Here is a 26,581-nt window from a genome sequence, read left to right as displayed (position 1 = left end):
CGTCTCACTTCTTCCGGCGGGAGGGGGAGGGGGTCTCGGGGGTGGTGCCGGGGGTGGCCGGGTCGCCGGGGGCGCAGGCCACGACGTCGCCGGCCGTGAGCGCGACCCGGGCCAGGAGGCGGCGCAGCTGGGTCTGCTCGCTGCCGCTGAGGTGGCGCATGAGGTCGGCCTCGACGGCGCGCAGGGCGGCGCGGGCCGAAGTGAGCAGCGTCCGGCCCGCCGCGGTCGGGAGCACCTGGCGCACGCGGCGGTCGTCGGGGTGGGGGCGGCGCTCGACGAGCCCGGCGGCTTCGAGGGCGTCGACGACGTAGGTCATCTGCGTCTTGTCGATGCCCAGGCGGTGGGCGAGCGCCAGCTGCGAGGAGGGTTCCTCGGTGGTGATCGCCACGAGCACCTGGTACCCGCGCGGGCCGGCGGGCACGTCGGCGACGGCGCCCGTCGCCGACCGGGAGAAGCCCTGGTGGACGGCCGGCAGGGCCCAGCCGAGCTCGGTCTCGATGCCCTGGGCGTCCCAGTCGATCTCGGGCGGGGGGGCGGCCGCGTCCTCCGGAGGAGTCGTCACGCCAGAACTGTACGTCCTCCAGATCATCTTGCGTCAAGACGATCTCGTGTGAAGATGGCCGCGGGGCCGGTGGAGGACCACCGCCCCCGATCCCCGACGCGCCCAGGAGGCGACCCCCGTGACCACCGCGATCAGGCCCTTCACCCTCGACGTGCCCCAGGCCGACCTCGACGACCTCCGGCGACGGCTGACCAGCACCCGCTGGCCCGACCGGGAGACCGTCGCCGACACCTCGCAGGGGCCCCGGCTGGACAAGGTCCGCGCGCTCGTCGAGCACTGGGCGCACGGCTACGACTGGCGCCGGACCGAGGCGCTGCTCAACGGCTGGGGCCAGAGCACCACCACGGTCGACGGCCTGGAGATCCACTTCCTGCACGTCCGCTCCGCCGTCCCCGGCGCGCGCCCGCTGCTCCTGACGCACGGCTGGCCGGGATCGGTCCTGGAGTTCCGGCACGCCGTCGGGCCGCTGACCGACCCGCTGGCCCACGGCGGCACGGCCGAGGACGCCTTCCACGTCGTCGTCCCGAGCCTGCCCGGTTTCGGGTTCTCCGGGAAACCGGCCGCGACCGGCTGGAACGTGCAGCGCACCGCGCGGGCGTGGGCCGTCCTCATGGAGCGCCTCGGGTACGCGAGGTGGTTCGCCCAGGGCGGCGACCTCGGCGCCTCCGTCACCGCCGAGCTCGCCGCCCTGCAGGCCACCACCCCGATCGGGCTGGCCGGCGTCCACCTGAACATGGCCCTGTTCACGCCCAGCGAGGAGGAGGTGCGCGCCGCCACCGCCGAGGAGCGGCGGATGCTGGAGGAGACCGGCCACTACTGGCGGGAGCTGTCGGCGTACTCGCAGCAGATGGCGACCCGGCCGCAGACCATCGGCTACTCCCTGGCCGACTCCCCGGTCGGCCTGGCGGCCTGGATCTACGCGATGTTCCAGGACGTCGGGGGTTCCCACGACGAGCACGGGGACGTCGAGGCGCTGTTCAGCCTCGACGAGGTCCTCGACGACGTGATGCTCCACTGGCTGCCGAACACCGGCGCCTCCGCCGCCCGGCTGTACTGGGAGAGCGCCCGGACGGGCTGGGCCACCCCCGGGACCCTCGACGAACCCCTCACCGTCCCGGTCGGGCTCAGCGTCATGCCGGGCGAGTACGTCCGCCGGTCCCGGCGGTGGGCCGAACGCCGCTACCGGAACCTCGTGCACTTCAACGAGGTCGCCCGCGGCGGCCACTTCGCGCTGCTGGAGCAACCCGGGCTGCTCGTCGACGACATCCGCGCCACGTTCCGCCGGCTGCGGTGAACCACGGGCCTCAGCCGGCGGGCAGCCGGTGGATGCCCAGGTCGGTGCGCCCGGGCAGGAGGTCGGCGCGCAGGGCGCGGGTGTCCCGGTAGTCGCCGTCGCGCAGGCGGCGGTAGGGGCGGCCCGGCTCGGCGTCCAGGGTGCGCAGCCTGCGCGCCAGGCGCTCCACCTCGCGCTCGACCCCCGCGGCCCCCAGCGCGTCGGCGTCGTGGACCACGTGCAGGTCGAGGGGCTCGACGCCGACGTACCAGAGGACGCCGTGGGTCAGGGGGAACAGCAGGGACTCCAGGTCCCCGCTGACGCCGCGCGGGCCGATCGAGCCCGCGTCCTCCCCGGCCGTCACCACGACGAGCGCCCGGCGCCCGGCCAGGCCGCCGTCGCCGTAGCGGCGCGGGACGCCCAGCTCGGGGTCGAGGTCGCCGAAGGCGAACCCGGCGGTCAGGACCCGGTCGAACCAGCCCTTGAGGATCGCCGGCGGCCCGTACCACCACAGGGGGAACTGCAGGACGAGCAGTTCGGCGCGGGCCAGCTTCGCCTGCTCGCCGACGACGTCCGCGGGCAGCCGGCCCCGGGCGTGCGCGTCGCCGAGGAGGTCGGCGAGCCCGGCGGGTCCGCCGGTGCGCTCCCCGGGGGCCGCCCCGGGGGACCCGCCGGACAGGGCGCGGGGGTCCAGGACGGGGTCGAACCCCTGGGCGTACAGGTCCGAGGTCACCACCTCGCGGTCGGCGGACAGGGCGCGCACCCCCTCGCGGAAGAGGCGGCCGTTGAGGGAGGACCGGCTGGGGTGCGCGTGCACCCACAGGGCCGTCCCCGGGGTCGGGGGGTGGGCGGTCGTCACGGGGGCTCCGTTCGTGCTCGTCGGGACGTCCGGGGTTCCCGGACGTCCCCATCCAACGCCGCTCCTCTGGACGGAACCATGGGTTGAGGTCCGCTCAACCTCGGCGATCGTCTAATGTGGCGCGGGTGGACCCGTTCAGCGACCTGCTCCGCGGCGTGCGGGCCCACGGCTCGCTGTTCGGCAGCACGACCCTGACCCCGCCGTGGTCGCTGCGCTTCGTCGACGGGGCGCCGCTGACCCTGTGCACCGTCGTGCGCGGGGCGGGGTGGGTCGTGCCCGAGCACGGCTCCCCGGTCCGGCTGGACACCCACGACACCGCGCTCGTGCGCGGCCCGGGGACCTTCGCCTTCGTCGACGAGGTCGGGACCGCGGCCGAGCCCGTGGACTGCGGCGTGGAGTGCGCGACCCCCGAGCAGGGCGGCACCCGGTACCGCCTGGGCTGGTACGACCCGGGCCGCCCCGGCCGGGAGCGGGCGGGGGCCACGACGTTCGTCGTCGGCGCCTACCCGGTGCGCGGCGAGATCAGCCGGCGGCTGCTCGACGCGCTGCCCCCCGTCCTGCGCGTGGACGCCGGGGGCACGGCGGACCCCGTGCTGGACCACCTCGCCGCCGAGGTCGCCGTCGACGCCCCCGGGCAGCAGGTCGTCCTGGACCGCCTGCTCGACTGGCTGCTGGTCTGCACCCTGCGCGAGTTCTTCGACCGCAGCGCCGGGCAGGCCCCGGCGTGGTGGGCGGCGCAGCACGACCCGGTCGCCGGTGCGGCGCTGCGGCTGCTGCACACCGAGCCCGCGACGGCCTGGACGGTCGCCGGGCTGGCCCGGCGCGCCGGGGTCTCGCGCGCCACGCTGGCCAAGCGGTTCAGCGACCTGGTGGGCGAGCCGCCGCTGACCTACCTCACCCGCTGGCGGATGACCCTGGCCGCGGACCTGCTCGCCGAGCGCCCCGCCGCGACCGTCGCCGAGGTCGCCCGGAGCGTGGGGTACGCCGACCCCTTCGGCTTCAGCGCGGCGTTCAAGCGCGTCCGCGGCCTGAGCCCGAGCGAGTTCCGGCGCGCGGCGACCACGACCCCGACCACGACCCCGACCACGACCCCGACCACGACCCCGGTGGGCGCCCCGGCGGGCGCGGGGGTCAGGGCTGCGCCGCCCGCACGTAGTTCGTGATCCGCGCGGTGCACAGCCGCCGGCCCTCCTCGTCGGAGATGACGACCTCGTGGCTCGTCAGGGTCCGGCCCAGCGCGACGGCCGTCGCGACGCCCGTCACGGTGCCCGAGCGCACCGACCGGTGGTGGGTGGCGTTGATGTCCGTCCCCAGCGCCAGCCCGCCGGGCCACACGTGCAGGAGCGCGCCCACCGACCCCAGGGTCTCGGCCAGCACGCAGCTCGCCCCGCCGTGCAGGAAGCCCGCGACCTGCGTGTTGCCCTCCACGGGCATCGTGCCCACGACCCGCGCGGCGCTGATCTCCACGAACTCGATGCCCATGCGCTCGACGAGCGTCCCGGAGCCGAAGGTGGCGAGGATCTCGTCCATCGAGGGCGTCGGCTGCGTCACCGTGGCAGGTTGCCACACCGCCGGGGGCGCACCATGGAGGGGTGAACCACTCGACCGCCTTCGCGACGGTCCTCGTCGACGCCCTCGTCCGGCTCGGCCTGCGACACCTCGTGCTCAGCCCCGGTTCCCGCAGCGCGCCGCTGGCCTACGCGGCCGCCCGGGCCGCCGACGCGGGCCGGCTGCGGCTGCACGTGCGCGTCGACGAGCGCTCCGCCGGGTTCCTGGCCCTGGGCCTGGCGCGGGCCGGTGAGCTCGTCGCCGTCGTGACGACCAGCGGCACCGCGGTCGCCAACCTGCACCCCGCGGTCCTGGAGGCCCACCACGCGGGGGTCCCGCTCGTCGTGCTGTCCGCCGACCGCCCGCACGAGCTGCGCGGGTCCGGCGCCAGCCAGACCGCCGACGCCCAGGCCCGCACGTTCCTGCCCTCGGTCCGGTTCAGCGCCGACCTGCCCGCCCCGGTCGACCCCCGCGCGCAGGCCCCGGCCTGGCGGTCGGTCGTCTCCCGCGCGGTCGCCGCCGCGCGCGGGCTGCGCGGGCAGGGGCCGGGCCCGGTCCACCTGGACGTCGGGTTCGCCGACCCGCTGACGCCCTCGCCGGACGTGTTCGCCCCGTCCGCGGTCGGGCTCACCGAGGTGACGGCGAGCCCGGCCCCGCAGCCGGTGCTGCTGCCCCGCGGGCCCCGCACCCTCGTGCTGGCCGGGGACGCCCCCGACCCCGCGACCGGCCGCGCCGCGCAGGAGCTGGCCGAGCAGGCCGGCTGGCCGCTGCTGGCCGAGCCGAGCTCGGGCGCCCGCGGCGGTGAGCGCGCCGTCGGCCCGTACCGCCTGCTGCTGGACGCCGTCGACGCCCACGGGCCGCTGGGCGACGTCGACCGCGTCGTCCTCTTCGGGCACCCCACGCTGTCGCGGCCCGTGACGCGGCTGCTGGCCCGCGACGACGTCGAGCTCGTCGTCGTCAGCGCGACCGGCAGGTGGCCCGACGCGGGGTTCCGCGCCGCCCGGGTCGTGCCGGCCGTCGCGGTGGAGGACCCGGCCGGTGAGGCCGAGCAGGAGCTGGCCGCCCGCTGGGACCGCGCGGCCAAGCTCGCCGCCGACGCCGTCGACGCCGTCCTGGACGACGAGGACGCGCTCGCGGGGCCGTGGGCGGCCCGGGAGGTCGTGCAGGCCTGCGCGGCGGACGGGTCCGCCCTCGTCGTGGCGGCCAGCAACGCCGTGCGCGACGTCGACCTGGCCGGGCGGCCGCTGGGCGTGCGGGGCGTGTCGAACCGCGGCCTCGCCGGGATCGACGGGACCCTCGCCACGGCCGAGGGCGTCGCGCTGGGGCTGGGGTCCGCGCGCGTGCTCGTGGGGGACCTGGCCTTCCTGCACGACGCGAACGCGCTGCTGCCGGTGCCGGGGGAGACCCGCGCGGACCTGACGGTCGTGCTGGTCAACGACGACGGCGGCGGGATCTTCGAGACCCTCGAGCACGCCTCGGCGGTGGACCGGGCGACGTTCGAGCGGGTCGTGGCGACCCCGCACGGCGTGGACGTGGCCGCCCTGTGCGCGGCCTACGGCGTCCCGCACGCGCGGCCGGCCACCCGCGCGCAGGCCGCCGCCGCGATCGCCGCGCCCCCGGCCGGGCTGCGGGTCGTCGAGCTCGTCGTCGACCGCGCCGCCGTCCGCTCCCGCCTGGAGCGGGTCACCGCCGCCGTCCGCGCCGCCGTCCTCGACGCCTGACCCCCGCTGCGCTTGATCACCGTTGTGCTTGATCACCGTTGTGCTTGATCACCGCGAGGGGGGACGCTCTCCGGTGATCAAGCACTTCCGTGATCAAGCACTTCCGTGATCGACCACGGGGGTGGGGGTGGCCGGGATCACCGTCGGGAGGCCGTCGTCTGGACGGCGCGGTCGCGCACGGCTGCGAGACTGGTGACGTGGGTACCTCCGACGTGCAGACCCAGCGCGAACTGGCCGACCTCGCCAAGCGACCGTCCCAGGTCGCGGGCATGTTCGACGACGTCGCCGAGCGGTACGACCGCACCAACGACGTCCTGTCGGCGGGCCAGGACCGGCTGTGGCGGCGCGCGGTGCTGCGCGCCGTGGACGCCAGGCCGGGGGAGAAGGTGCTCGACCTGGCCGCCGGGACGGGCCGCTCCAGCGAGCCGTTCGCCGACCGGGGCGTCCTGACGGTCCCGTGCGACTTCTCGGCGGGCATGGTGCGGGCCGGCAAGCGCCGCCGCCCGGACCTGGGGTTCGTCGTGGGGGACGCGACGCGGCTGCCGTTCGCCGACGGGGCCTTCGACGCGGCGACGATCTCGTTCGGGCTGCGCAACGTCGTCGACCCCGACGCGGGGCTGCGGGAGATGGCCCGGGTGGTCCGCCCGGGCGGGCGGCTCGTCGTGTGCGAGTTCTCGACCATCCCCAACCCGTTGCTGCGCAAGGCGTACGCGACGTACCTGCACCACGGGCTGCCGCGCGTGGCCAGGCTCGTGAGCTCGCACGCGGACGCCTACAGCTACCTCGTCGACTCGATCGACGCGTGGCCGGACCAGCCGGCGCTGGCGGCCCGGATCGCGGCCGCCGGGTGGGAGCAGGTCGCCTGGCGCAACCTGTCCTTCGGGGTCGTGGCGATGCACCGCGCCGTGCGCACGCACGACTGAGCGCAGGGAACTAGACTTCGTGAAAGTTTTCACGAGTGGAGGGTTGATGGACACGCACGACGCCGACGTGCTCGTCGTCGGGGCCGGGCCGGCGGGGTCGACGCTGGCGCGCCACCTCGCCGACGCCGGCCGTCGCGTCCTGGTCCTGGAGAAGTCCTCCTTCCCGCGCGAGAAGGTCTGCGGCGACGGCCTGACCCCGCGCGCCGTGCACGAGCTGGACCTGCTCGGGCTCAAGACCCCCGAGCAGGACGGCTGGCTGCGCAACAAGGGCCTGCGGCTGCTCGGCGGCGGCGTGCGCCTGCAGGTGCCCTGGCCCGAGATCTCCGACTTCCCCGGCCACGGCCTGGTCCAGACCCGCTCCCGCTTCGACCAGGCGCTGGCCGAGCACGCCCGCGACGGCGGCGCGACCGTCCTGGAGCGCACCAGCGTCACCGGCCCCGTCCTCGACGAGCGCACCGGCCACGTCGTCGGCGTCACCGCCCGCCCCGTGGACGAGTCCGGCCGCAAGAGCGGGCAGGAGCGCACCTACCGCGCCCCCGTCGTCGTCGCGGCCGACGGCGTCGGCAGCCGGCTGGCCCTGTCGATGGGCCTGGCCAAGCGCGACGACCGCCCCCTGGGCATCGCCGTGCGCACCTACTTCACCAGCCCCCGGCACGACGACGACTGGCTGGAGAGCTGGCTGGAGCTGCGCGAGGGCGACTCCTCGACCGGCCCGCTGCTGCCCGGCTACGGCTGGGTCTTCGGCGTCGGCGACGGCACCTCCAACGTGGGCCTGGGGATCCTGGACTCCGACGCCGGGTCCGGGGACATCGACTACCGGCAGCTGCTGCGCCGCTGGCTGTCCGGGATGCCGCCGGAGTGGCGCTTCCGCGAGGAGGACCAGGTCGGCCCGATCCGCGGGGCGGCCCTGCCGATGGCGTTCAACCGCACACCGCACTACACGCGCGGGCTGCTGCTGGTCGGCGACTCCGGCGGCATGGTCAACCCCTTCAACGGCGAGGGCATCGCCTACGCCATGCAGTCGGCGCGGCTGGCCGCCCGGGCCGTCGACGACGCCCTGGCCGCCCCCGACGAGCGCGCCCGCGAGCGCGCGCTGCAGTCCTACCCGGCCGCCGTCCGCGCCGACCTGGGCGGGTACTACACGCTGGGGCGGGTGTTCGTCTCCCTGATCGGCCACCCCGAGGTCATGCGCGTCGCCACGCGCTTCGGGCTGCCCCGGCCGGGCCTGATGAAGCTCGTCGTGAAGCTCCTGGCCAACCTGGCCGACCCGACGTCGAAGGACGCCACCGACCGCGTGGTCGTGGCGCTGAAGCGATTGGCCCCTGCCTCGTGAACACGTCCGTGCACACCACCGGCTCGCTGCCGACCACCGACCCGGCCCTCGAGGACGCGCTGCGCGAGGGGCTCGACGTCGTCGAGGCGCGGCTGCGCGCCGCGGTGGCCAACGCCGACCCGATCGCCGACGCGCCCTCGCGCCACCTCGTCGAGGCCGGCGGCAAGCGGGTGCGCCCCATGCTGACCCTGCTCGGCGCCCACCTGGCGGCCCCGGGCGCGCCCGTGCCCGAGGAGGTCCTCGCCGCGGCCGTCGTCTGCGAGCTGACGCACCTGGCCTCGCTGTACCACGACGACGTCATGGACTCGGCCCCCACCCGGCGCGGAGCGCCTGCGGCGCAGCACCTCTACGGCAACAACGTCGCGATCCTCACCGGGGACCTGCTGTTCGCCCGGGCCTCCAACGTCGTCGCGGGCCTGGGCCCGGAGGCGGTGCGGGTGCAGGCCGAGACGTTCGAGCGGCTGTGCCTGGGGCAGTTGCACGAGACGGTCGGTCCCCGCCCCGACGAGGACCCCGTGCGCCACTACCTCGACGTCCTGGCCGACAAGACGGCCTCGCTCATCGCGACGGCCGGGCGCTTCGGGGCGGTGTTCGGCGGCGGTTCGGAGGACGTCGTGCGGGCCATGGTCCGCTACGGCGAGGACGTCGGCGTCGCCTTCCAGCTCGCCGACGACGTCCTGGACCTCACGAGCGACGTCGGCGAGTCCGGCAAGCGCCCCGGCACCGACCTGCGCGAGGGCGTCCCCACGCTGCCGGTCCTGCTGGCCCGCCGCGCGGCCGCCGAGGGCGACCCCGCCGCGCGGGCCGTCGTGGCCCTGCTGGACTCCGGCCGCCTCGACGACGACGCGGTGCTGGCCGAGGCGGTCGACGCGCTGCGCCGCCACCCCGTCACCGACCAGGCCCGGTGCACGGCCCGCGAGTGGGCCCGGCGCGCCTCCACGCACCTGGCGGGCCTGCCCGCCTCCCCGGCCCGCGAGGCCCTCGAGGCGTACGCGGGGACCATCGCCGACCGGGTCGTCTGAGCGGTCGTCCGACCCGCCCGGCCCCGCCGGGGGCCGGGACCTCAGACCTTGAAGCGGGTCACCAGGAAGCTGAGCTCACCGGACAGCCGCACCAGGTCGTCGGTCGCGGTGCGGGACCCGGCGACGACCTCGGCGGTCGTGGCCGCGGACCCGGTGATCCCGCGGATGCTGTCGGCGATGCGCTCCGAGCCCGCGGCGGCCTCGCCGACGCTGCGGCTCATCTCCGCCGTCGTCGCGGACTGCTCCTCGACCGCGGAGGCGATCGTCGTCTGGTGGTTGCCGATCTCGGCGATGACCTCGGCGATGCTCTCGATGGCGCGCACCGCCTCGGCGGTGTCGGTCTGGATGGAGCCGACCCGGGCGGCGATGTCCTCGGTGGCGCGCGCGGTCTGCGCGGACAGCTCCTTGACCTCCCCGGCGACGACGGCGAAGCCCTTGCCGGCCTCCCCGGCGCGCGCGGCCTCGATGGTGGCGTTCAGGGCCAGCAGGTTCGTCTGCTCGGCGATGGCGGTGATGGCCTTGACGACGTCGCCGATCTGCGCGGAGCTGACGCCCAGGCGCGCGACGGTCTCCCCGGCGCGCCCGGCCAGCTCGTCGGCGCGGGCGGCGACGGCGGTGGCCTCGGAGGCCCCGTTGGCGATGTCGCGGATCGCGGCCTGCATCTCGTCGGCGCCCATGGCGACCGTGGAGACGCTGGCGGACACGGTGGCGGCGGTGTCGGCCGCGGACGCGGCGGCGGAGGCCGTCTCCCCGGCGGTGCCGCCGATGCGCTCGCTGTCGGCGGTCAGCTGGTCGGAGGCCAGCAGCAGCGACTCCGAGGAGGCCGAGATGGCCGAGATGGTGCTGCGGACGCTGTCGCGGGCCCGTTCGAGGGCGTCGGCCATCTGGCCGAGCTCGTCGCGGGAGGTGACGGTCGCCCCGACCGTGAGGTCCCCGTTCGCCACGGCCTCCAGCGAGGCGGACACGGCCCGCAGCGGGCCGACGATGGAGCGCACGACGAGCAGGCCCAGGGTGGTGGACAGGCCCAGACCCAGCACGAGGGCGGCGACGATCAGCTCGCGGGAGCGGGTGGAGTCGTCGGCGGAGGCGTCGGCGGCGGCCTTGGCGCGGGCGTTCTCCGCGGCCTCCACGACGTCGAGGGCGTCGGCGGCGGCGCTGACCAGGGGCTGGGCGACCTCGGCGTTGGCGGCGGCCCACCCGGCCTGGTCCCCGGCCTCCGACAGCGGCAGCAGCCGGCTGTCGCGCGCCTGGCGCCACTGCGCCCACGCGTCGGTGAAGTCCTCCCAGCCGGCGGTGTCGGCCGGCGACCCGGCGGTGTACTTCGCGGCCCAGTCGTCGAGCTCGGCGTCGCTGTCCACGATCTTCTGCGCGACCTCGGCCTTGCCCTCGGCGTCCGGCGTCGCGGCGTGCTGCGCGACGAGCATCCGCGTCTTGAGCTCCTCCTGGTGGACCCGGCCCAGCGCCGTCGCCCCGATGACGCCGTCCCGGTACATCCCGTCGGCGCGCTCGGCGTTGGTGCTCAGGGTCACCAGGGACGCGGTGCTCACCCCGACCGTGACCAGCCCGAGGGCGGCGAGCGCGCTGAGCACCTTGGTGCGGACGCTGCGGTCGGCGAGGAGACGGGCGGTGCTCGGCATGCTGGTCCTCCGGAGGGCGGGCCGGCACCCGCCGGCTCCCACCCCATCGGCCGCGGCGGGCCCGCCCTTGAGGCTCACGCCCCCGGCGGTCGTGCCTGCGGCGGGCGGCGCGCCCGCGACGGCTGCACGCGCGGGGGCTCGCCGGGCACCTTCGGGTAGCTCGGCGGGTAGGGCAGGTCGCCCAGGCCCTCGCCGGCGTCGCGGTCGGCCAGCGCCAGCAGCGGCTCCAGGGACGCCGCGCGGTCGCGGCGCCGGGCCCACAGGTCGCCCACCTCGGCGAACCGCGCCGGGAAGGTCGTCAGGGTGAGGTCGTCCGGTTCCAGGTCCGCGTCCAGCTCCTCCCAGCGCAGCGGCGCCGACACCGTCGCCCGCGGGGTGCGGCGCAGCGAGTAGGCGCTGGCGATGGTGCGGTCGCGGGCGTTCTGGTTGTAGTCGACGAACACCGTCTCCCCGCGCTCCTCCTTCCACCACGCCGAGGTCACCAGGCCGTCGGCGCGGCGCTCGACCTCCCGGGCCAGGGCGATCGCGGCGCGCCGCACCTCGGTGAACGTCCACCGCGGCTCGATCGTCACGAACACGTGCAGCCCGCGGCCGCCGGAGGTCTTGACGAACCCCTCGTAGCCCAGCTCGTCGAGGAAGGGGCGCAGCACGTCGCGGGCGACCGCGCGGGCCTGGGCGAACCCCGTGCCGGGCTGGGGGTCGAGGTCGATGCGCAGCTCGTCGGGGTGGTCGACGTCGGGGGCCGTGCAGTGCCAGGGGTGGAACGTGATCGTGGCCTGCTGCGCGGCCCAGACGAGGGCGGCCGTGCTCGTGGGGCGCAGCGCGTCGGCCGAGCGGCCCGAGGGGAAGGTGATGCGGACGGTCTCCACGAACTCGGGGGCGAACTTCGCGGTGCGCTTCTGGTAGACCTCCTCGCCCTCGATGCCGTCGGGGAAGCGCTGCAGGTACGTCGGGCGGTCCCGCACCGCGGTCAGCAGCGCGGGGGCGACGAGGAGGTAGTGCTCGACGACCCGGCGCTTGCGGCCGGCCTCGCCGAGCGCGGGGTAGTACGGCTTGTCGGGGGAGGTGAGCCGGACGGCGACGCCGTCGACGTCGAGCTCCTCGGCGGCCGGTCGCGCGCTCACCGGGCCGCCCCCGACAGGACCTCGGCCAGGTCGAGGTCGGCGGGGGCGTCCAGCTGGTCCAGGCGGCACTCGGCCGGGTCGCGGTCCGGGCGCCAGCGCAGGAACCGCGGGTTGTGCCGGAACCGCTGCCCCTCCAGCTGGTCGTACTCGACCTCGCAGACCAGCTCGTGCCGCACGGGCACCCAGGAGTCGTCCGCGCGCGCGTTCCACCGGTTCTTCTCGCCCTGCTCGGGCTCCTCACCGGTCCGCAGCCCCTGCAGCAGCTCCAGCAGCTCCACGCGCCGGGCCGCGGTGAACGCCGCCGCCCCGCCGACCTGGACGACGCCGTCGCCGGTGCGCAGGCCCAGCAGCATCGACCCGATCCCCGGCAGGCTCTTGTGCAGCCGGTACCCCACGACGAAGCACTCGGCGGTGCGGTGGTGCTTGACCTTCGTCATGACGCGCTCGCCGGGCCGGTACGGCGCGTCGAGGGGTTTGGCCACGACGCCGTCCAGGCCGGCGCCCTCGAAGCGGGTGAACCAGTCCCCGGCGACGGCGGCGTCGGTCGTCGCCGTGGTGACGTGGGTGACCGGGCCGCAGCCGGCGAGGGCCGCGACGAGCCGGTCGCGGCGCTCGGCGGTGGTGCGGCCGGTGAGGTCCTCGTCGCCCAGGGCGAGCAGGTCGAACGCGACGAACTGCGCGGGCGTCTCGACGGACAGCTTCTCCACGCGGCTGGCGGCCGGGTGGATGCGCTGGGACAGCAGTTCCCACGCCAGCCGGCCGCCGCCGGGGCGCGGGACGAACAGCTCCCCGTCCACGACGCAGCGCGCGGGCAGTTCGGCGCGCACGGCCGCGACGACCTCGGGGAAGTACCGGGTGAGCGGCCGGTTGTTGCGCGAGCCCAGCTCGACCTCGTCGCCGTCGCGGAACACCAGGCAGCGGAAACCGTCCCACTTCGGTTCGTACAGCCACGCCGGGTCGCCGTCGGGTTGCGGCGGGACGCCCCCGGCCGCCCGGGCCAGCATCGGCACCACGGGCGGGTTCACCGGCAGGTCCATGCTCGTCACTCTGCCGCACCGGCGCGGGCCGCACGAGGGTCTGGTCTACTGCGGCGGGTGACGACCCGACCGCTGAAGACCGTCGTGCTCGACGACGACCCGACCGGGACCCAGTCCGCGACGGGCGTGCGGGTCCTGCTGGCGTGGGACCGCGACGTCCTGGAGCGGACGCTGCGGGAGGTGGACAGCGTCTACGTCCAGACGAACTCCCGCGCCCTGGACGAGGCCGCGGCCGTCGCGCTCGTGACGTCCGTGCGCGACGACGCGCTGGCGGCCGCGGCGCGGCTGGGGGCCGGGGTGCGGTTCGTCCTGCGCGGCGACTCCACCCCGCGCGGGCACGTGTTCGCCGAGACGGAGGTCTTCGCCGGGCCCGACGACGTCGTCCTGTTCGTCCCGGCGTTCCCCGCGGGCGGGCGCACGACGGTCGACGGCGTCCACCTGGTCCGCACCGCGGAGGGGGACGTCCCGGCGGGGGAGACGGAGTACGCGGCCGACCCGGTGTTCGGGTTCACCAGTTCCCGGCTGAGCGACTACGTGCGGGAGAAGTCGGCGCGCGAGCCGTTCACGGGGCCGCTGGACCAGGCGCCGCCGGGGTCGGTGGTGGTGCCGGACGTGCGCGACGACGCCGACGTGGCGGCGCTGGCCGCGCAGGTGGGCGAGGGCGTGGTGGTGCGGTGCGCGGCCCCGCTGGCCGCGGCCCTGGCGGGGGTGGCCAGCACCGGTCTCCTGCCGCGCCCGCTGCGGCCCGGCCACCCGCGCGTGCTCGTGGTGTGCGGGTCGCACACCGCCGGTGCCCGCGAGCAGCTCGCCGCCCTGGGCGGCACCCAGCACGTCCTGCCGACGGCCGCGGCGCTGGCGGACCCCGTCGCGGCGGGCCGGGAGCTGGCCGCGCGGGCCGGGGCCGGCCTGGCCGGCGGTGAGGTGGTGGTCGTGGCCACCGAGCGGGTCCGGTCCGCCGACCACGGCACGCTGGCGCACGGCGAGAAGGTCATGCGGGCCCTGGTGGAGGCCGTGCGCGTCCTGCGCCCCGGCCTCGACGCCGTCGTCACCAAGGGCGGCATCACGGCCGCCGAGGTGGCCCGCACCGGTCTGGGGGCGACGGCGGCGGTCGTGGAGGGGCAGGTGGCGCCGGGGGTGTCGGTGTGGCGCCTGGAGGTGGACGGCCGGGACCTGCTGCAGGTCGTCGTCCCGGGCAACGTGGGGGGCCCGGGGGCGATCGCCGACGCGGTCGGGGCCCTGGGCCGGTGAGGAGCACCCGGTCCCGGTCCGCCCCCCGCAGCGCCGTCCCCCTCAGCGTCGCCGTGGCCGTCGCCGTCGTCGCGGCGCTCGCGAACGCCAACTTCCTGCTCGCCCCGCTCGTCGGGGCCCGCGTCGACCTGTCGGTCGGGGTGATCAGCGAGCTGTCGGTCCCCTCCGAGCCGGGGTCGGTGTGGTTCCGGCTGGGGGACGGCACGGCGGGCGCCCTGGGCCTGCTGCTCGCGGTCCCGCTGTGGCGCAGCGCGTCCCGGCACGCCCGGTTCCGCGCGGTGTGCCTGGCGGCGTTCGGCCTGGGCACGCTCGTCTCGGCGCTGGTGCCCCTGACGTGCGCGCCGTCGCTGGGCCCGTGCCCGGCCTCCTCGGCCGGGGCCGAGCTCGTCCACGACGGCGTCTCGGTCGTGGCGACGACCGGTGCCGTCCTCGGGGGCCTGGAACTGGTGCTGCGCACCCGGGGGCCGCTGCGGGTGCTGGCGCTGGCCACCGCGCTCGTCTCCACCGGCTGCGGGCTCTACGAGGTCGTGACGTTCGCCCGCGGCGGCAACGGCGGCGGGGGCGACTCCCAGCGCTGGCAGGTGCTGGCCGTCTCGGCGTGGCTGGTGCTGGAGGCCGTCAGCCGGCGCGGCGACCGCCCGGGCCGGACGGCGCGCGGCCGCGCCTGACCGGGCCGCGCCCGACCCGGCCGCGCCGGGGCGCCGGTCACCCCTCGGGCACCGCGGGCGACCCGGCCAGCACGACCGAGCACCCCACGACGACGGCCAGCGCCACCACGGCCGGCACCCCCCACCCGGGCCGCACCGCGTCCCCCAGCACCGCCGACCCCGCGACGGCCGGCACGACGACCTCCACCGACCACAGCAGCGCCGTGGCGGGCCCCACCGCGCCCCGCTCCAGCGCCCGCGCGTACGCCAGGGACCCCGCGACGCCCGCGACGACCACGGCCCACGCGACGGGTTCGAGGACCAGCCGCCACCAGGGGCCGGGCACCGCGACGGCCCGCGCGCCCAGCGCCGCGACCGAGAAGCCCAGCCCGGCCAGGACCGCCGACGTCGCGGACCCGCTGCGCCGCAGGGCCGCGACGGCGGCCAGGCACAGCCCCGCCGCGACGCACAGCCCCAGCCGGACCCCCGCCGGGACCACCGGCGCGGGCTGCTCGGTCCCCGCGCCCCCGACCACCGCCAGGGCCGCGACGAGCAGCAGCACGGCGGCGGTGTCGCGCCGGCGCAGCCGCGACGACAGGACCACCCGGGCCAGCAGGACCGTCAGCGCGAGGGACCCCGCGAGCAGCGCCTGCACCGCGAACGTCGGCAGCCGGCGCAGCGCGACCAGCGACAGCAGCCACGCGAACCCGTCGAGGCCCAGACCGGCCAGGTACAGCGGCGAGCGCGTCAGGGCGGCCGCCCCCGACCCCCCGCGCACGCCGAGCGCCTGCAGGACCGAGGCCACCGCGTAGGCCAGCGCCGCCCCGAGCGCGGCGGCCAGGGCGGCCGTCACGACGCGACGGCGGGGTGCCGCCCGAGGAACCGGCCCACGACGGGCAGTTCCGCGACGCCCTCGGCCCCGGCGATGGTCAGCCCCTGCGCGGCGGCGAACTCCACCGAGTCCAGCACCACGTACCGCGGCTGCCACTGCGGGTCGTACTTGGCGTTGAACTTCCACAGCGACTCGATCTGGGCGCTGCGCGACAGGGCGTGCAGCGCGCGGCGGCCCAGGTCGGCGACGGCGCCCTCGCGCTCGCCGGAGACGACCTCGCGCAGCACGGCGAAGTTCAGGCCCAGCCCGCGCATCCCGTTCTCCGCCAGGTGCTGCGCGGTCGCCACGACGAGGGCGTCGGTCAGGCCGTTGGGCACGTCCTCGGCGGTGGAGCGGCGCATGACGTCGAGGGAGTACCCCTCGATCCCCGGCGCGGGGGTCCACTGGACGAACCCGGCGGGGCGGCCGTCGGCGAACCGGGCCACGCTGACCAGGACGCCGGTGTCGGCGGGGTCGAACAGGCGCGACAGCGTCATGGAGTACCCGCGCTCGGCCTCGCCCTGCCGGGACTGCCCGGAGATGGCGAGCAGTTCGGCCTTCACCTCGGCGGGCATCGTGGGGCCGTCGAGGAACTCGACGGTGATCCCGGCCTTGGTGACGCGGTTCACCGACCCGCGCAGGCTCTTCATCGACGAGCCCTTGAGGGAGAACCTCGAGCAGTCCAGGACCGCCTCGTCGCCCAGGTACACCGGCCGCAGGCCCACCGCCTCGTACAGGGGCAGCCACGCCGCACCGGCGCCCACGACGGCGACGGACCAGCCGTTGCGCTCGACGTGGTCGAGGAACTCGGTCAGCAGCGCCCCGCCGCGCCCGGCGGGGCCGACGGGGTCGGGGGAGACCAGGCACACGCCGTTGCGCACGCTGTGCGCCACGACGCCCTCGCCCTCGGGGAAGGTCACGAAGAAGAAGTCCTTGTCGTCGCGCAGCGCGAAGTAGTCGAGGGTGCCGCCGCCGTGGGCCAGGACGACGGCGCGGGCGCGCTCGCGCTCGGCCAGCCGCTGCCCGGGGGTGAGGGCCGCGGGCCGGTGCGGGCCGAACAGGGTCCACCCCAGGACCACGAGCAGCGTGAGGCCGAGGGCGAGCAGGGCGGGGTTCAGCAGCGGCAGGACAAGGTGCTGCTCGTCCCCGCGCAGCACCGGCAGGGGCCGCCGCTCGTCGCCGACGAGCCGCTCGACGACGGCCTCGGTGGCCTCCCCGGGGTGGCGCTCCTCCCCGACGGCCAGGACCAGCGCCGCGCAGGCGGCGAGGGTGAGGACGGTCCCGGCGACCAGGACGCGCGCGGCCCGCCGGGTGCGGGCCGCGCTGGGCAGCACGGGGAAGGAGCGGGCGTTGGAGGCCAGCCACACCAGGAGGACGACGTCGAGCGCGGCCTCCTCGACGTCGATGCCCTTGAGCAGGTGCAGCACGGCGGACGCGGCGAGCAGGCCGATCGTCAGCCCCCACGCCAGCCGTTGCCCCTGGCGCAGCCCGCGGGCCAGCAGCAGCAGCGCGACCGAGACGGGCACGAGCGCGGTCCCCGTCAGCAGCGGCACCCCCAGCGGCAGCACCTCCAGCAGCGGCCCGAAGCGCTCCCGGAACGGCGGGGTGAGCGCCGAGGCGATCCCCACGAGCGCCAGCAGGACGACGAGGACGGCGCCGAGGCGGCGCGTGCGGGCCCGGCGGGCGCGCCGGGCGAGGAGCGGGGGCAGCACGGGCAGCAGTCTGCTGGGCCGCTCACGGGCCCCGCACCGTCCCAGGGTGACCTCTAGGGGACTCCCGGCGGACTCCCAGCCCCTGCTGGCGCAGCGCGTCGGCGGTGAGGACGGCCAGGGCCAGCCACACCAGCGCGAACCCGATCCAGCGCGAGGCTGGCATGGTCTCCCCGAGCAGCAGCGCGGCGACGAACTGCAGGACGGGGGTGACGTACTGCAGCATCCCGATGACGCTGAGGGGCACCCGGGCGGCGGCGGTGGCGAACAGCACCAGCGGCACGAGCGTGGTGGGTCCGGCCAGCACCAGCAGGGTCGTGTGCCAGGGCCCCTCGGCGGCGAACGTCACGCCGTGCCCGGACCCCAGCCCCAGCACCAGCAGCGCCGCGACGGCCGGGACGAGGAGCACGGCGGTCTCCACGGTCAGGCCCGTCAGGGGGTCCACGCCCCCGCCGCGGCGGCCGAGCTGGTTCTTCAGCAGCCCGTAGGCGGCGAAGGAGACCGCGACCGTCAGCGCCATCCACGGCAGCCGCCCGAGGTCGGCGGTGATGACGGCGACGGCGACCAGCCCGGTGCCGACGGCCACCCACTGCCCCGGCCGCAGCCGCTCGCGCAGGACGAGGACGCCGAGCAGCACCGTCAGCAGCGGGTTCACGAAGTACCCCAGCGCGGCCTCCAGGACGTGGCCGCGCACGACCGCGAGCCCGTAGACGCCCCAGTTGACGGCGACCGCGACGGCCGCGGCGACCAGCAGCCCGCGCTGGGCGGGGGAGCGCAGGACCGCCGCGACGCGGGCCCAGCGGCGCAGCGCCGTGACGAGGACGACGGACAGGGCCAGGGAGAAGACGATGCGCCAGGCCAGCAGCTCCAGGGCGCCGGCCGAGCGCAGGGCGTGGAAGTAGAAGGGGAACAGGCCCCACAGGCCGTAGGCGGTCAGGCCGGCCAGGACCCCCGTGCGGGTGTGGACGGTTCGTGCAGGCGGGGGAGAGGGGTGGTCCACGGGGGTCATCGTCGCGTTCGCCGCTGCGCCGGGCGGCGTTAGGCTTGCCTTCGGATGAGATCTCCTCGAGCGATAGGGACACCCAGACCTGTGACCGATTCGAACCGTCCGCTGCGCGTCGCCGTCGTGGGAGCCGGACCGGCCGGGATCTACGCCTCGGACATCCTCTCCAAGGCCGACCTGTCGGCCACGGGCTTCGACGGGGTCGGCATCGACCTGTTCGAGCGGCTGCCCGCGCCGTTCGGGCTCGTGCGCTACGGCGTGGCCCCCGACCACCCGCGCATCAAGCAGATCATCGTGGCGCTGCAGAAGGTGCTGGGCCGCGGCGACATCCGGCTGCTGACGAACGTCGACTACGGCACCGACGTCACGCTGGAGGACCTGCGGCGCTTCTACGACGCCGTCGTCTTCTCCACCGGTGCGATCAAGGACGCCCCGCTGACGATCCCGGGGGTCGAGGCTCCCGAGAGCTTCGGCGCGGCCGACTTCGTGTCCTGGTACGACGGGCACCCGGACTACCCGCGCGAGTGGCCGCTGGACGCGGCGTCCGTGGCGGTCCTGGGCGCCGGCAACGTCGCCCTCGACGTGGCGCGCGTGCTGGCCAAGCACGCCGACGACCTGCTGCCCACCGAGATCCCGGCCAACGTCTACGAGGGCCTGAAGGCCTCGAAGGTCACCGACGTGCACGTCTTCGCCCGCCGCGGCCCCGCGCAGGCGAAGTTCTCCCCGCTGGAGCTGCGCGAGCTGGGCCACGTCCCGGGCGTCGACGTCATCGTCGACCCGGAGGACTTCGAGTTCGACGAGGGCTCCGAGCAGGCCATCGCCGGGTCCAACCAGACCAAGCAGGTCGTCAAGACGCTGACGGACTGGACGCTGAAGGAGGGGGAGTCGACGGCCCCGCGCCGCATCCACCTGCACTTCCTGCACGCCCCCGCCGAGATCGTCACCGACGCCGACGGGCACGTCACGGGCCTGCGCACCGAGCGCACCCGCCTGGTGGGCGACGGCACCGTCGAGGGCACGGGCGACCTGCACGACTGGGACGTCCAGGCCGTGTACCGGGCCGTCGGCTACTTCGGCTCCCCCCTGGAGGGGCTGCCGTTCGACGAGCTGGCGGGCGTGATCTCCAACCACGAGGGCCGCGTCGTCTCCCCCGAGGGCGAGACCGTCGACGGCGTCTACGTCACGGGCTGGATCAAGCGCGGCCCCGTCGGGCTCATCGGGCACACCAAGTCCGACGCCTCCGAGACCGTCAAGCACCTCGTGGCCGACGCCGCGCAGCTGTCCCGCGCCGAGGAGCCGGACCCGCAGGCGGTCCTGGACTTCCTGCAGGGCAAGGGCGTCGACGTCCTGACGTGGACGGACTGGGAGAGCCTGGACGCCTTCGAGCGGGCCCTGGGCGAGCCCCACGGCCGCGAGCGCGTCAAGGTCGTGTCCCGCGAGGACATGATCAAGGCCTCCCGCGGGACCGCCTGACGTGCGCGTCGTCGTCTGCGTCAAGCACGTCCCCGACCTGCAGTCGGCCCGGTCCCTGGGGGACGACGGCCGGCTCGTCCGCGGCGGGGACGACGACACCCTCAACGAGCTGGACGAGGACGCCCTGGAGGCCGGGCTGCGCACGGCCGAGGCCGCCGGGTTCCCCGCCGAGGGGCACGACGTCACCGTCCTGACCGTCGGCCCGGCCCCGGCCGTCGAGGCGCTGCGCCGCGGGCTGGCGATGGGGGCCTCCACGGCCGTCCACGTCACCGACGAGGCCGTCGCCGGCTCGGACGCGATCGCCACGGCCCGCGTGCTCGCGGCCGCGGTGGCGAAGCTGCACGCCGAGCAGCCCGTGGACCTCGTGGTCGCGGGCATGGCGGCCCTGGACGGGCTGACCTCGCTGGTCCCGGCGGCCCTGGCCGAGCTGCTGGGGTGGCCCCAGCTGACGCTGGTCGACCGCATCGAGGTCGCCGACGGGGTCGTCACGGTCCGGCGGGAGACCTCCACCGACGTCGAGGTCCTCACCGCGCCCGCCCCGGCGGTGCTGTCGGTGACCGACCAGGCGTTCCGCGCCCGGTTCCCCAACTTCAAGGGGATCATGGCCGCGCGCAAGAAGCCGGTGACCACCTGGTCGCTGGCCGACCTCGGCGTGGACCCGGCGACCGTGGGGGCCGGGGGGTCCGCGACGTCCGTCGTCGGGGCCGCCGAACGTCCCGAGCGCCCCGACCGGGTGCTCGTCACCGGTGACGCCGAGACCGTCCCCGCACTGGTGGACTACTTGTCCCGGAAGGGTTTCGCGTGAGCATCGCCGTTCTCGTCGACCACGCCGACGGCACCGTCCGGCGCACGGCGCTGGAGGTCCTGACCCTGGCCCGCCGGCTGGGCGCCTCGACCGGGCTGGAGGTGCACGCCGTGTGGGTCGGGGCCGACCCGCAGGCCGAGGTGGTCGCCGCCCACGGGGCCGGTGCGCTGCACCACGTCCGCGTCGAGGGGGCCGACGAGCACCTCACGGCCTCCGTCGTCGACGGCCTGCAGACCGTGCTGACCGCGGTCGGGGACGTCTCCCTGCTGCTGGTCGCCTCCACGTTCGAAGGCCGGGAGGTCGCGGCCCGGCTGGCCGTGCGCACCGGCGCCGGGGTCGTCACGGGCGCCTCGGGCCTGGAGCGGGCCGACGGGCGCTGGACGGCCCGCAAGACCGTCCTGGCCGGGACGTGGGACACCGCGTGCACCGCGGCCTCGACGCTGACGGTGGTGGCCGTCACCCCGCACGCCGTGCAGGCCGCCCCGCTCGCGGTCCCGGCCGAGACGCGGCTCGTCGAGCACGTCGTGCAGGCCTCCGCGGCCGCCCGCGCCGTCAGCGTCGTCTCGCGCGAGCCGCGGCCCACGTCCGGGCGCCCGGCGCTGGCCGAGGCGGAGGTCGTCGTCGTCGGCGGCCGGGGCGTGGAGGGCGACTTCACGGCCGTGGAGGAGCTCGCCGACGTCCTGGGCGGGGCCGTGGGCGCGACCCGCGTCGCGACCGACGAGGGCTGGATCGGGCACGAGGCGCAGGTCGGGCAGACCGGCGTGACGATCTCGCCGCGGCTGTACGTGGGCGCCGGCGTCTCCGGCGCGGTGCACCACAAGGGCGGGATGGCGGCCTCCGGGGTCGTCGTCGCGATCAACAACGACCCCGACGCGCCGATCTTCGAGTTCGCCGACTACGGCGTCGTGGGGGACCTCGGCGAGGTCCTGCCCGCGTTGACGGCCGAGCTGCGCGCCCGCCGCGGCTGATCAGGGGGCCGGGGCGAACCCCGCCTCGTTCGCCCCGAGCCACCGCAGGGCCTGCGGCACGAACCCGGCCCAGACGCTCGTGCGGTGCCCGCCCTGCTGCTGGGTCACGAGCGTGACCTGCAGCGGGCCGTGGGCGGCGGCGGCCATCGCCGACGTCGAGGGCCAGGCGAGGGCGTCGCTGCGGGAGGCCAGCGCCCACAGCTTCACCGCCGGCGGGTCGGTCGCGGCGAGGGCGAGCAGGTCGTAGCGCCTCGCCTGCGGGCTGTTCGCCGTGAAGGGGCGCCAGGAGCCGAGGTCCAGCCGGTCGTAGCCGCCGAAGGTGATCGCGGCGCCGAACCGCTGCGGGTGCAGCAGCGCCACCTCGTCCGCGCACCAGCCGCCCATCGACAGGCCGGCGGTGGCCCACCCGTCGGCGCCCCGGCGGGTCGGGTAGTGGCTCTGCACGAACGCCGGGACGTCCTGGGCCAGCCACGTCTCCAGCTGCGGTTCACCGGGCCGGCCGTCGACGCACTCGGTGTCGCGGCCGGCGGGGATCTCCAGGTCCGGGACGACGACGATCGGCTCGGCGAGCTGGTGGTCGGCCACGACCGCGTCCAGGGACGGCAGCAGCCCCATCGCGTCCAGCCACTGCTGCGGGGTGCCGGGCCAGCCGTGGAAGGCCTCGATCACGGGGTAGCCGCCCGCGGGTGCCGGGACCCGGCCGTAGCCCGGCGGCAGCACGAGGAGCACCCGGCCGGTGGTCCCCGACGCGGGGCCGGGGACCTCGACGCTCACGACGCGGCCGTCGTGACCGGGGAGGACCCCCGTGGAGGTGGTGGTCGTGGAGGTGGTCGTGGTGGTCGTCGCGGGGGCCACGCCCAGCAGGTCCGACCAGGAGGAGTACAGCCCGAACCGGCTGTTGACGACGAGGAACACCGCGGCCAGGACGGTGGCGTTGACGCCGGCCAGCGCCGCCGTCCGGGCCAGCACGGCCCACGGTCCCCGCCGCGCCAGGGCGCGCCAGGAGACGACGACGGCGGCCGTGGCCGCGACGGCGGCACCGACCGCCACCGCCTGCGTGGTCGTGCTGGACAGGTCCACCGCGAAACCTCCTCCGGGCACCGCTCCGGGCCCCACCGGCAGCATCGACCCGCGCCGCGCCGCCGGCGGCCCTCCTCAGCCGATGCCCGGCGAACCGGTGGCGTCCTCCCAGCCCAGGGCGGTCAGGACGGCGGCGGCGATCGCCCGGTGGCCCGCGGCGTCGGGGTGGTCGCCGTCGGCGGCCAGCAGCGGGGTGGCGCCGGCACCGGCGTGGAAGGTGGGCCGCAGCCCCACGACCACGGCCCGCCCCGCCAGGGCGCACGCGAGCCGGTCGTCGTAGGCGTCGGTCAGCTCGCCCTGGAGCCGCCGCTGCCGGGGCGTGTACCGCAGGGCGGCGACGTCCCCGTCGAGGCCGACGGCCCAGTAGTCCAGGACGACGACCCGGGCGCCGGTCGCGCGCAGGGCCTCGACGGTCGCCGCCACCCGCGCGACGGCGGCCCCGGCCGCGGCCCGCACCCCCGCGTCGTCCCCCGCGTCGTCCCCCGCGCCGTCCACGAGGGGGGCGAGGTCGTTGGCCCCCGTCTCCAGCAGCACCACGTCACCGCGGGTGAGCGCGGGCAGGTGCGCCCCGACGGTCCGGGCCGTGTCCGCGGACGTGGCACCGTCCTCGGCGAGCTGCTCGACGCCGACGCCGAGGCGGGCCGCGACGAGGGCGGGGAAGGGCGTGCACGCGCAGCGCGCGCCGTCGGGGACCGAGTCGCCGAAGGCGACCACCCGGGTCACCCGGGCCACGGGGGCCACCGGGGTCACCGGCCCGCCGAGGCCGCCCAGCAGCAGCACGACCACCGCGCCCAAGCGCGCCCTGGACCCCACGCGCGGCACCGTCGCACCGCAGCCTGTGCCCCGGCTGGGCCGCCGGCCCGTTCCGGCACCCGGTTTGCCGACCCCGCTCACCTCGTCGTAGGTTCGCCGGAGCCATCCAGAGCGACCGAGAGACCCGGCTCACCGACGTCGCAGCAGCCACCCGTCAGGGCAGGTGCTACCGCCGGGACCGATGGGAGTCCTCGTGAGCAGCACGCAGTCCACCGACGTCCTCGCGCGCCCCGGCAGCCGCCTGGCCCGCCGCCGGGCCGCCCTCGGCAGCTTCGTCGGCACCACGATCGAGTGGTACGACTACTACCTCTACGGCACCGCGGCCGCCCTCGTCCTGGGTCCGCTGTTCTTCCCCGACGTCGGCGGTGCCGTCGGGGTCGTCGCCGCCTTCGCCACCTACGCCGTCGGGTTCGTCGCCCGTCCCGTCGGCGGGGCCGTGGCCGGTCACCTCGGGGACCGGGTGGGCCGCAAGGTCGTGCTGGTCGCCTCGCTGCTGACCATGGGGGTCTCCACGGCCGCGATCGGCCTCCTGCCCACCCACGACGCCATCGGCGTGTGGGCGCCCGTGCTGCTCGTGCTGTGCCGGCTGCTGCAGGGCTTCTCCGCCGGCGGGGAGTGGGGCGGGGCGGTCCTGCTGTCGGTCGAGCACGCCCCCACGGGCCGCCGCGGCCTGTTCGGGGCGATCCCGCAGATGGGCTCGGCGGCCGGCATGGTCCTGGCCTCGGGGGGTTTCTGGCTGACCCGGACGCTGACCAGCGACGAGGCCTTCCTGGCCTGGGGCTGGCGCGTGCCGTTCCTGGCCAGCGCCGTCCTCGTCGTCGTCGGGCTGCTCATCCGCCTGAAGGTCACCGACTCCCCGGCGTTCACGGCGCTGCGCGAGGCCGACGCCACGGCCCACCGGCCCGTCGCGGAGGTGCTGCGGCGCAACCGGCGCGGGGTGCTCCTGACGACCGGCATGCGGCTGGGGCAGAACGGCGCGTACGTCCTCTACACCGTCTTCGCCCTCAGCTACCTGACGAACCACGTCCGCTCCGACGGCGCCGACGTCGGGTTGCTCGCCGTCCTCGTGGCCTCGGTGCTGAGCCTGGCGGCCACCCCGCTGTGGGGGCTGCTGTCCGACCGGGTCGGCCGCCGGCCCGTCTACCTGTTCGGCGCGATCCTCACCGCGGTGTTCACCGTCCCCGCGTTCCTGCTGCTGGACACCGGCTCGACCGTGCTCATCGTCGGTGCGGTCGTCATCGCGATCAACCTCGGCCACGACAGCCAGTACGGCGCGCAGGGCGCCTTCTTCGCCGAGCAGTTCGACAACCGCACCCGCTACAGCGGGGCGTCGCTGGGGTACTCGATCGGCGCGGTCCTCGGCGGGGGGCTGACCCCGCTCATCGCGGCCTCGCTGCTGGCGGCCGGCGGCGGCTCGCCCTGGCTGGTCGCGGGGTACCTGTCGTTCCTGGCGGTCCTGACGACGATCTCGGCGGCCTGCGCGCGCGAGACCGCGCACGAACCCCTCGACGGGTACGCGGCGTGAGCGGTCCCCTGCGGCTCAACGCCTTCGCGATGGCCTGCGTCGGGCACCAGGCCGCCGGGCTGTGGACGCGGCCGGAGGACCGCAGCGCCGACTACCGGACGCTGCGGCACTGGACCGACCTGGCGCAGCTGCTCGAGCGCGGCGGTTTCGACGCCCTCTTCCTGGCCGACGTGCTCGGCACCTACGACGTGTACGGCGGCTCGCGCGACGCGGCGGTCCGCGGCGCGCTGCAGGTGCCCGTCAACGACCCGCTGGCCGCGGTGTCGGCCATGGCGGCCGTCACGTCGACCCTGGGTTTCGGCCTGACCGTCACCACGACGTACGAGCAGCCCTACTCCCTGGCCCGCCGGCTCACGACGCTGGACCACCTCACCGAGGGCCGCGTCGCGTGGAACGTCGTCACCGGCTACCTCGACTCCGCGGCGCGGAACCTGGGTTTCTCCGCGCAGGTCGCGCACGACGAGCGGTACGACGTCGCCGAGGAGTACCTGGAGGTCTGCTACAAGCTCTGGGAGGGGTCCTGGGAGGACGACGCCGTCGTCCGCGACGCCGCGGCCGGGGTCTACGCCGACCCGGCGAAGGTCCACGACATCGCCCACCACGGCCGGTACTTCGACGTGCCCGGGGCGTTCCTGTGCGAGCCGTCCCCGCAGCGCACCCCCGTCATCTTCCAGGCGGGGTCCTCCCCGCGCGGGCAGGAGTTCGCGGCGCGGCACGCCGAGTGCGTGTTCGTCATCGCGCCCACCGCCGCGATCGCCCGCCGGTCCGTCGACTCGTTGCGGCGCGCGGTGGCCGAGGCGGGCCGGGACCCGCGCTCGGTCGCGGTGTACGCGGGCCTGACGGCCGTGGTGCGCAGCTCGGACGCCGAGGCGCGGGCGCTGCTGGCCGACTACCGCGAGCACGCCAGCCGGGAGGGGGCGCTGGCGCTGTTCGGCGGCTGGACCGGCGTCGACCTCGCCGGCGCCGCGCCCACCGACACCCTGCAGCACGTCACGACGGACGCGAACCGCTCGGCGCTGCGCAGCTTCACCGACGACCCCGACCGGGAGTGGACGGTGGAGGACCTGGCCCGGTTCGTCGCCGTCGGCGGCCGCGGCCCGGTCCTGGCGGGGTCCCCGCAGACGGTGGCCGACGAGCTGGAGGAGTTCGCCGAGCAGGCCGACGTCGACGGGTTCAACCTCATGTACGCGACGCTGCCGGGCACGTTCGCCGACGTCGTCGACCACCTCGTGCCCGAGCTGGAGCGCCGGGGGCGGACGGCGCCGCCGGTCGCGCCGGGCACCACGCTGCGCGAGCGGCTGGGGCGGGAGCGGGGGGCCGGTCCCCGGCTGCCCGCCGACCACGTGGGCGCCACCCACCGCCGGTAGGCCCCCGCCGGGCCGGTGCCCCCGGGCCGGGCC

The 26,581-nt window shown here is 76.4% G+C and carries 24 protein-coding genes and 1 riboswitch; of the genes, 13 read left to right on the top strand and 11 right to left on the bottom strand.

Annotation, left to right across the window (positions count from 1 at the left end):
- Positions 1 to 4: 4 nt before the first annotated feature.
- Positions 5 to 562 (bottom strand): MarR family winged helix-turn-helix transcriptional regulator, encoded by a 558-nt coding sequence (locus tag BJ968_RS08265; protein WP_343077897.1) that lies wholly within the window; start codon positions 560 to 562, stop codon positions 5 to 7.
- Between the two features lie 118 nt (positions 563 to 680).
- Here BJ968_RS08265 and BJ968_RS08260 point away from each other — a divergent pair, with 118 nt between their 5' ends.
- Complete coding sequence (locus BJ968_RS08260) at positions 681 to 1,856, top strand: alpha/beta fold hydrolase (RefSeq protein ID WP_179750830.1); 1,176 nt, start codon at positions 681 to 683, stop codon at positions 1,854 to 1,856.
- A 10-nt stretch (positions 1,857 to 1,866) separates the two neighbouring features.
- On the opposite strand, the gene BJ968_RS08255 is transcribed toward BJ968_RS08260, so the two are convergent.
- Positions 1,867 to 2,694 (bottom strand): NAD(P)H-dependent oxidoreductase, encoded by an 828-nt coding sequence (locus BJ968_RS08255; RefSeq protein ID WP_179750828.1) that lies wholly within the window; start codon positions 2,692 to 2,694, stop codon positions 1,867 to 1,869.
- A gap of 125 nt (positions 2,695 to 2,819) precedes the next feature.
- Between BJ968_RS08255 and BJ968_RS08250 the strand changes: the two genes are divergently transcribed.
- Positions 2,820 to 3,857, top strand: a complete 1,038-nt coding sequence (locus BJ968_RS08250; RefSeq protein WP_179750825.1) for a cupin domain-containing protein — start codon at positions 2,820 to 2,822, stop codon at positions 3,855 to 3,857.
- On the opposite strand, the gene BJ968_RS08245 is transcribed toward BJ968_RS08250, so the two are convergent.
- The gene (locus BJ968_RS08245; RefSeq protein ID WP_179756400.1) at positions 3,826 to 4,224 is read right to left on the bottom strand and encodes a hotdog fold thioesterase; all 399 of its coding nucleotides are present in this window, start codon (positions 4,222 to 4,224) and stop codon (positions 3,826 to 3,828) included. The genes BJ968_RS08250 and BJ968_RS08245 overlap by 32 nt on opposite strands.
- A 62-nt stretch (positions 4,225 to 4,286) precedes the next feature.
- On the opposite strand from BJ968_RS08245, the gene menD reads away from it, so the two are divergent.
- The 4 genes from menD (at position 4,287) to BJ968_RS08225 (ending at position 9,241) form a co-directional block, all read left to right on the top strand.
- Positions 4,287 to 5,963 carry a 2-succinyl-5-enolpyruvyl-6-hydroxy-3-cyclohexene-1-carboxylic-acid synthase gene (gene menD / locus BJ968_RS08240; protein WP_179750823.1) on the top strand — a complete coding sequence of 559 codons (1,677 nt, stop codon included), beginning with the start codon at positions 4,287 to 4,289 and terminating at the stop codon, positions 5,961 to 5,963.
- Between the two features lie 197 nt (positions 5,964 to 6,160).
- Complete coding sequence (locus BJ968_RS08235) at positions 6,161 to 6,886, top strand: demethylmenaquinone methyltransferase (RefSeq protein WP_343077896.1); 726 nt, start codon at positions 6,161 to 6,163, stop codon at positions 6,884 to 6,886.
- A gap of 46 nt (positions 6,887 to 6,932) precedes the next feature.
- Positions 6,933 to 8,219, top strand: coding sequence for a geranylgeranyl reductase family protein (locus tag BJ968_RS08230; RefSeq protein WP_179750821.1), 1,287 nt, complete (start codon positions 6,933 to 6,935; stop codon positions 8,217 to 8,219).
- Positions 8,216 to 9,241 carry a polyprenyl synthetase family protein gene (locus tag BJ968_RS08225; protein ID WP_179750819.1) on the top strand — a complete coding sequence of 342 codons (1,026 nt, stop codon included), beginning with the start codon at positions 8,216 to 8,218 and terminating at the stop codon, positions 9,239 to 9,241. Before BJ968_RS08230 ends, BJ968_RS08225 begins: the two co-directional genes overlap by 4 nt.
- Before the next feature lie 41 nt (positions 9,242 to 9,282).
- Here the strand turns inward: BJ968_RS08225 and BJ968_RS08220 are convergent, their stop codons facing one another.
- The 3 genes from BJ968_RS08220 to BJ968_RS08210 form a co-directional block, all read right to left on the bottom strand.
- Positions 9,283 to 10,878 carry a methyl-accepting chemotaxis protein gene (locus BJ968_RS08220; protein WP_179750817.1) on the bottom strand — a complete coding sequence of 532 codons (1,596 nt, stop codon included), beginning with the start codon at positions 10,876 to 10,878 and terminating at the stop codon, positions 9,283 to 9,285.
- Between the two features lie 74 nt (positions 10,879 to 10,952).
- Positions 10,953 to 12,002, bottom strand: a complete 1,050-nt coding sequence (locus tag BJ968_RS08215; RefSeq protein WP_179750815.1) for a DNA polymerase domain-containing protein — start codon at positions 12,000 to 12,002, stop codon at positions 10,953 to 10,955.
- Positions 11,999 to 13,039 carry an ATP-dependent DNA ligase gene (locus tag BJ968_RS08210; protein WP_179750813.1) on the bottom strand — a complete coding sequence of 347 codons (1,041 nt, stop codon included), beginning with the start codon at positions 13,037 to 13,039 and terminating at the stop codon, positions 11,999 to 12,001. The genes BJ968_RS08215 and BJ968_RS08210 overlap by 4 nt, the downstream gene beginning before the upstream one ends.
- Before the next feature lie 57 nt (positions 13,040 to 13,096).
- Here BJ968_RS08210 and BJ968_RS08205 point away from each other — a divergent pair, with 57 nt between their 5' ends.
- Both BJ968_RS08205 and BJ968_RS08200 read left to right on the top strand, forming a co-directional pair.
- Positions 13,097 to 14,287, top strand: a complete 1,191-nt coding sequence (locus BJ968_RS08205; RefSeq protein WP_343077895.1) for a four-carbon acid sugar kinase family protein — start codon at positions 13,097 to 13,099, stop codon at positions 14,285 to 14,287.
- Positions 14,284 to 14,955: a DUF998 domain-containing protein gene (locus BJ968_RS08200; protein ID WP_179750811.1), complete on the top strand. Its 672-nt coding sequence runs from the start codon at positions 14,284 to 14,286 to the stop codon at positions 14,953 to 14,955. Before BJ968_RS08205 ends, BJ968_RS08200 begins: the two co-directional genes overlap by 4 nt.
- 37 nt (positions 14,956 to 14,992) lie before the next feature.
- Here BJ968_RS08200 and BJ968_RS08195 read toward each other — a convergent pair whose 3' ends face one another.
- The 3 genes from BJ968_RS08195 to rarD are packed head-to-tail and all read right to left on the bottom strand — an operon-like array spanning position 14,993 to position 18,523.
- On the bottom strand, positions 14,993 to 15,787 hold the full coding sequence (locus BJ968_RS08195; protein ID WP_179750809.1) for a hypothetical protein: 795 nt from the start codon (positions 15,785 to 15,787) through the stop codon (positions 14,993 to 14,995).
- Positions 15,784 to 17,517, bottom strand: a complete 1,734-nt coding sequence (locus tag BJ968_RS08190) for a phosphatidylglycerol lysyltransferase domain-containing protein (protein WP_179750807.1) — start codon at positions 17,515 to 17,517, stop codon at positions 15,784 to 15,786. The genes BJ968_RS08195 and BJ968_RS08190 overlap by 4 nt, the downstream gene beginning before the upstream one ends.
- Positions 17,518 to 17,539: 22 nt before the next feature.
- Positions 17,540 to 18,523, bottom strand: a complete 984-nt coding sequence (gene rarD, locus BJ968_RS08185; RefSeq protein ID WP_179750805.1) for an EamA family transporter RarD — start codon at positions 18,521 to 18,523, stop codon at positions 17,540 to 17,542.
- Between the two features lie 81 nt (positions 18,524 to 18,604).
- On the opposite strand from rarD, the gene BJ968_RS08180 reads away from it, so the two are divergent.
- Genes BJ968_RS08180 through BJ968_RS26470 form a run of 3 tightly spaced genes read left to right on the top strand, consistent with a single transcriptional unit; the run spans position 18,605 to position 21,763 of the window.
- Positions 18,605 to 19,990 (top strand): FAD-dependent oxidoreductase, encoded by a 1,386-nt coding sequence (locus tag BJ968_RS08180; protein WP_343077894.1) that lies wholly within the window; start codon positions 18,605 to 18,607, stop codon positions 19,988 to 19,990.
- Between the two features lies 1 nt (position 19,991).
- A complete protein-coding gene (locus BJ968_RS08175; RefSeq protein ID WP_179750800.1) occupies positions 19,992 to 20,795 on the top strand; it encodes an electron transfer flavoprotein subunit beta/FixA family protein in 804 nt (267 codons plus the stop codon).
- Complete coding sequence (locus BJ968_RS26470) at positions 20,792 to 21,763, top strand: FAD-binding protein (RefSeq protein WP_179750798.1); 972 nt, start codon at positions 20,792 to 20,794, stop codon at positions 21,761 to 21,763. Before BJ968_RS08175 ends, BJ968_RS26470 begins: the two co-directional genes overlap by 4 nt.
- Here the strand turns inward: BJ968_RS26470 and BJ968_RS08165 are convergent, their stop codons facing one another.
- Both BJ968_RS08165 and BJ968_RS08160 read right to left on the bottom strand, forming a co-directional pair.
- Complete coding sequence (locus BJ968_RS08165; RefSeq protein WP_179750796.1) at positions 21,764 to 22,843, bottom strand: alpha/beta hydrolase-fold protein; 1,080 nt, start codon at positions 22,841 to 22,843, stop codon at positions 21,764 to 21,766.
- 75 nt (positions 22,844 to 22,918) lie between these two features.
- Complete coding sequence (locus BJ968_RS08160) at positions 22,919 to 23,656, bottom strand: GDSL-type esterase/lipase family protein (protein ID WP_179750794.1); 738 nt, start codon at positions 23,654 to 23,656, stop codon at positions 22,919 to 22,921.
- Between the two features lie 99 nt (positions 23,657 to 23,755).
- Positions 23,756 to 23,844, top strand: a riboswitch (SAM riboswitch).
- A gap of 5 nt (positions 23,845 to 23,849) precedes the next feature.
- Here BJ968_RS08160 and BJ968_RS08155 point away from each other — a divergent pair.
- Entirely contained in the window at positions 23,850 to 25,181 is a 1,332-nt protein-coding gene (locus BJ968_RS08155) for an MFS transporter (RefSeq protein ID WP_218884935.1), read from the top strand.
- 29 nt (positions 25,182 to 25,210) lie between these two features.
- A complete protein-coding gene (locus BJ968_RS08150) occupies positions 25,211 to 26,548 on the top strand; it encodes an LLM class flavin-dependent oxidoreductase (protein WP_179756394.1) in 1,338 nt (445 codons plus the stop codon).
- Positions 26,549 to 26,581 lie beyond the last annotated feature (33 nt).

It is taken from the genome of Kineococcus aurantiacus (assembly GCF_013409345.1).
Lineage (GTDB): Bacteria > Actinomycetota > Actinomycetes > Actinomycetales > Kineococcaceae > Kineococcus > Kineococcus aurantiacus.
Note: the sequence above shows the minus strand (reverse complement) of the source record. Positions and strands in the feature narration are given on the sequence as shown.